Source organism: Flammeovirga sp. AWQ4_249, assembly GCF_056161045.1.
In genome coordinates this window covers 1-4,241 of the sequence record NZ_JBSWYJ010000090.1, presented here as the reverse complement: position 1 = coordinate 4,241, position 4,241 = coordinate 1, and the positions used below count along the sequence as shown (strand labels likewise).

The following is a 4,241-nucleotide window of genomic DNA, read 5'->3' as shown; positions in this document are numbered from 1 at the left end:
TTCCATACAAGTTTGCATTTCATGGCTACACCGCCATTGTTCAACTAGGGCTTAATTTTTGGGTTTTGACCAAAACTAAGCCCTAATTATTACCACCTTTATTATTTTATGTATTTAATAATTTTTCCATTTCACCTTCTTTCCATGTCCATAAATGATTTGTTTTTTCATTAGCCCAAAAACCTTCAAATATATTTTCAACAATTTCTTTAGAGATTACATTTTCATTAATGGCTATAAAAAAGAAGAAAAAATCCCAACTAATAGCAAACAATAATGATTTATCAGCAGTATAAATATAGTAATCATCACTGTTAATAGTTTCTAGAAATTCTTTTTCAGTTAGAGATTGAATATCAATAATTCTTGAATTTTCATACATTTCATCTTCTACGATAACACTTTTAATATTAAAATGAATTAAAAGTTTATAAATACATGAAATATTAAAAGAATCATATGAACCTTCACTAGGGTGCCATATTTCATTTTTATTGGTATACTCATTTAAGATCTCTAGTATATCCTCTCTTTGCAACTTTTTTTTACAACCTCCAATTGAGGTCATCAATGCTTTATTTAAATCTCTATAGTTCCTTATTTTTGTATTGGAGATTATTTCTGACCATGTTACAATTAAACCTTTTTCCAGTATTTCGTCAAAACTAGGATAGTTATCATTTGAAGTATAAATAATGGCCTTTGATGTTTTTAAAATATTTATTAGATCAAGATCATCTATATCATTGATGTCATCATTAGTTGCTATTTTTTTTGAACTAAATGATGAGGAATTCTCACTATAAAGTTTAAAAAACGGTAAAAAAGCTACGTATACACTATCAAAATCAGAATAGTGTTTTAGTAGAGGAGTTTTCTCATCGGGATATAAGTTTTTATCTTCAATCTCTTTCATAGGATTATTGGTGGTAACATCAAATAAACACCACTACATGTCACATTATTTTTATATAAACACCATGGCGTATATCCAATAGTAAAAAAACACCTCCAACTCCAATTAAAAAATTAGTTTGCTAAAGAATAGTTGGAAGACTAAGCAAGGTAATTATTATGTATGAATTTTCAAGAAATAAATCTATCCTAATTTCATGTATTTCCGCCATTGTTCAACTAGGGCTTAATTTTTGGCTTTGCAAACCAAACTAAGCCCTAATTATTATTTACTTTTATAATAATTTTCTTCTTTCGATAATTTCTTTTGCTTCAATTAAAGCATCATGTAATTTTGCTTCTAATATTTCTTTTGGCGGCAGTACAGTCCAGTATTCAGCTACCATTATTCCATCTTTATCCATTTCAAGTAATTCAATTTGTTCTTTACTTGACTCAGCACAGAGTATTAGACCAATGGGTTCATTTTCACCTTCTTGTTTCTCATAACGATTTAACCACTTAAGATAAAGCTCCATTTGTCCTTTATATTTTGCTTTAAACTTATCTATTTTTAGTTCAATTGCTACAAGTCTTTTTAGTTTTCTATGGTAAAATAATAGATCTAAGTAATAATCGTCTCCATCTATTATCAACCGTTTCTGTCTTTCAACAAAAGTAAAACCATTACCTAACTCTAAAATGAAATTCTCTATTTTTTTTATTATAGCTTCTTCTAAATCAATTTCTAAAAAGCCTTTATCTAAGTTGAGGAATTCTAATAAATATGGATCTTTGAAAATACCTTTAGAAATATTACTACTTGAAACAATTTGGGTATTTGCATTTTCGGTTCTTTCATAAGATTTTCTAGAAATTTCATTTCTTAGCCCTCTTACTCCTAGATTATTATTCATTGAAAGATTACAGTAAAATTTTCTTGCCTGATCATCTTTTATAGGAATTAGAACTAAAAAATGAGACCAAGATAATTGTCGTGACAGTGTAACGACATTTTCAAGGTTAGAAAATTTTTCTGCAAATTGAACCATTCTTCTTAAGTTTTTCTCCTCATAACTTTTACCATATTTTGAAGTCAAAGAAGTTGAAAGCTTTATAATGGTTTCTTTACCATATTCCGCCCTTTTACTATTAAGAGTATCGTTAAGGATTTTATTTCCTATTTGCCAAAATAATATCGTTAATGAACTATTTACACTACTAACTAATTGAGTTTTACTTGTTTCAATTAAGTTAGTTATATCTGTTAGAAGTGATGTGTTTTTTGAATTACTTAATTCCATATAATGGTTTTTTGTTAAATCGCAATATGAGAAATAATTCTGACTTGAGTTTAGTGGAGTTGGTAATTGTAAATAACGTACTTGCTAAACTGCAGGGCGCGGGCGCGTCGCACGTGGCCTGAAGTTTTAGCTATTGTTGAACAAAAGCTACGCTAGCTAAAGCCCTCGTATTCTTATATTTGCATCTTAATTTATTGTATAACTTCAAGCTTCATAAGATGAAAAAAAAGAGACAATCATAAGCAAGGCGAAACTTAATGTCCACGGTTTTAAAAAAGTCTACGATGAGCTATATCGTAGTATTTTGCTCAGTGGAAAATCTACTTCCACTTTCGAAAACTACATCAGGTCAATGGCTAAAATAGCATTGCACTTTAACAAGAACCCTCTGCAACTTTCTGATAAGCAAATTAATGATTATTTGCTTCTTCTTCAAGAAAATAACAAAACTTCTTATACTGCCTTCAAGCATTATGTATACGCTCTAAGGTACATTTTTAGGCTTTCGGGAAGAGAGGACAAAGCGATCAAACTACCTTCTTTAAAAAGGAATGATACGATTCCAGATATCCTTTCGGCACAGGAATGCAAACTCATTTTCAGCATACCTAAACAACTGAAATACAGAGTCATGTTTGCACTGATTTACTCTTCTGGTTTAAGAATCAGCGAAGCTTCGAAACTGAGAGTGAGAGATGTTGATTTACAGCGTAAAAAACTCTACATCAGAGAAACTAAATTCGGGAAAAATAGAGTCGTTCCACTTGCTGACAATATGATTGTAGGTCTCGAAAAATATTTAAAAATCGACAAGCCGAAGTATTGGCTTTTTTATGGATATGGTAAAGACACTCATATCTCCAATACTTCGATCGGAAGGGTGATCAAGGAAACGGTAAACATCGCAAAAATCAACAAAAAAGTATCAGCACACACCCTCAGACACACTTACGCCACGCATTGTATCGAAATGGGAATGGATCCTTTTACGCTAAAGGAACTGCTTGGGCATGAATCTATCCAAACTACTTTGGAATATATCAACCTTGCCACAGTCAAAAAGTCTAATTCTTTTTCTCCTTTCGATAAGATCTATGCAACCGAAAATAGAGATCGCTCAGATTCTAAATAAGCAACAGTTTTGGAGGACGTCTACACAGTTTTTGGCAAGGCAAAAATACGATTTACATGCAATGACTTTTTGTCGAACAGCTCAGATGGGAAGGCACGTGGATCATTGTGATAATTGTAAAGAAGTGCGTGTTTCTTACAACAGTTGTCGCAATAGAAATTGCCCAAAATGTCAGGTTACCTATAGGGAAAAGTGGATTTTGAAACGGGAAGAAGAAGTACTTGATGTGCCTTATTTTCATACAGTTTTTACAGTGCCGCATCACTTAAATTCACTGTTCTTGAACTACCCTAAGGAGATGTATAATTGCCTTTTTGAAGCGACTTGGGAGACAATCAAAACCTTCGGAAAAGTCTCTTTGGAGGGTGAAATGGGGATGATTGCCATTTTGCATACATGGGGTCAAAACTTGACATTACATCCTCATCTGCATTGTATTATTCCGGGTGGAGCATTATGTCATGGAAAACATTGGAAGAGTACTGATCAAACAGGAAAATATCTTTTCCCTGCAAAGGGTCTTGCAAAAATGTTTAGAGCGAAGCTTATCCATAAAATCAGACAAAAAAGTACAATAAGGACGTTTTTTGAAGGTGAAATTGCTAGTAATTGTTTTCGAAAAGAATGGGTAGTTTATGCAAAAAGACCTTTTGGTGGTGCGAAACAAATCATCCAATATCTTGGAAGATATACGCATAAAACAGCCATTTCTAATCATCGATTATTAGATTATTCGAAGGGGAAAGTCACTTTCGCGTACAAGGATTACAGGCAAGGTGGAAAGAAAAAAGAGATGACGCTTTCGGATATTGAATTTATTCAAAGGTATGCTAGACATCTCCTACCAAAAGGCTTCCGAAGGATACGACATTTTGGCTTTTACAATGGAGCTATAAAGAAAAAGAGAGTGG

At 32.3% G+C, this 4,241-nt stretch carries 4 protein-coding genes; 2 read left to right on the top strand and 2 right to left on the bottom strand.

What is annotated here, in order from left to right; translation table 11 throughout:
- Nucleotides 1-106 precede the first annotated feature (106 nt).
- Both ACXAHM_RS26125 and ACXAHM_RS26120 read right to left on the bottom strand, forming a co-directional pair.
- A complete protein-coding gene (locus ACXAHM_RS26125; RefSeq protein WP_474967029.1) occupies nucleotides 107-916 on the bottom strand; it encodes a DUF2711 family protein in 810 nt (269 codons plus the stop codon).
- Nucleotides 917-1,190: 274 nt separating this feature from the next.
- Nucleotides 1,191-2,198 (bottom strand): PDDEXK nuclease domain-containing protein, encoded by a 1,008-nt coding sequence (locus ACXAHM_RS26120; RefSeq protein WP_474967028.1) that lies wholly within the window; start codon nucleotides 2,196-2,198, stop codon nucleotides 1,191-1,193.
- A 235-nt stretch (nucleotides 2,199-2,433) separates the two neighbouring features.
- Between ACXAHM_RS26120 and ACXAHM_RS26115 the strand changes: the two genes are divergently transcribed.
- Together ACXAHM_RS26115 and ACXAHM_RS26110 are read left to right on the top strand one after the other, a co-directional pair.
- Complete coding sequence (locus tag ACXAHM_RS26115) at nucleotides 2,434-3,330, top strand: tyrosine-type recombinase/integrase (protein WP_474967030.1); 897 nt, start codon at nucleotides 2,434-2,436, stop codon at nucleotides 3,328-3,330.
- A partial coding sequence (locus ACXAHM_RS26110; protein WP_474967027.1) for an IS91 family transposase occupies nucleotides 3,293-4,241 on the top strand: 949 nt, incomplete at its 3' end. The genes ACXAHM_RS26115 and ACXAHM_RS26110, both read left to right, overlap by 38 nt.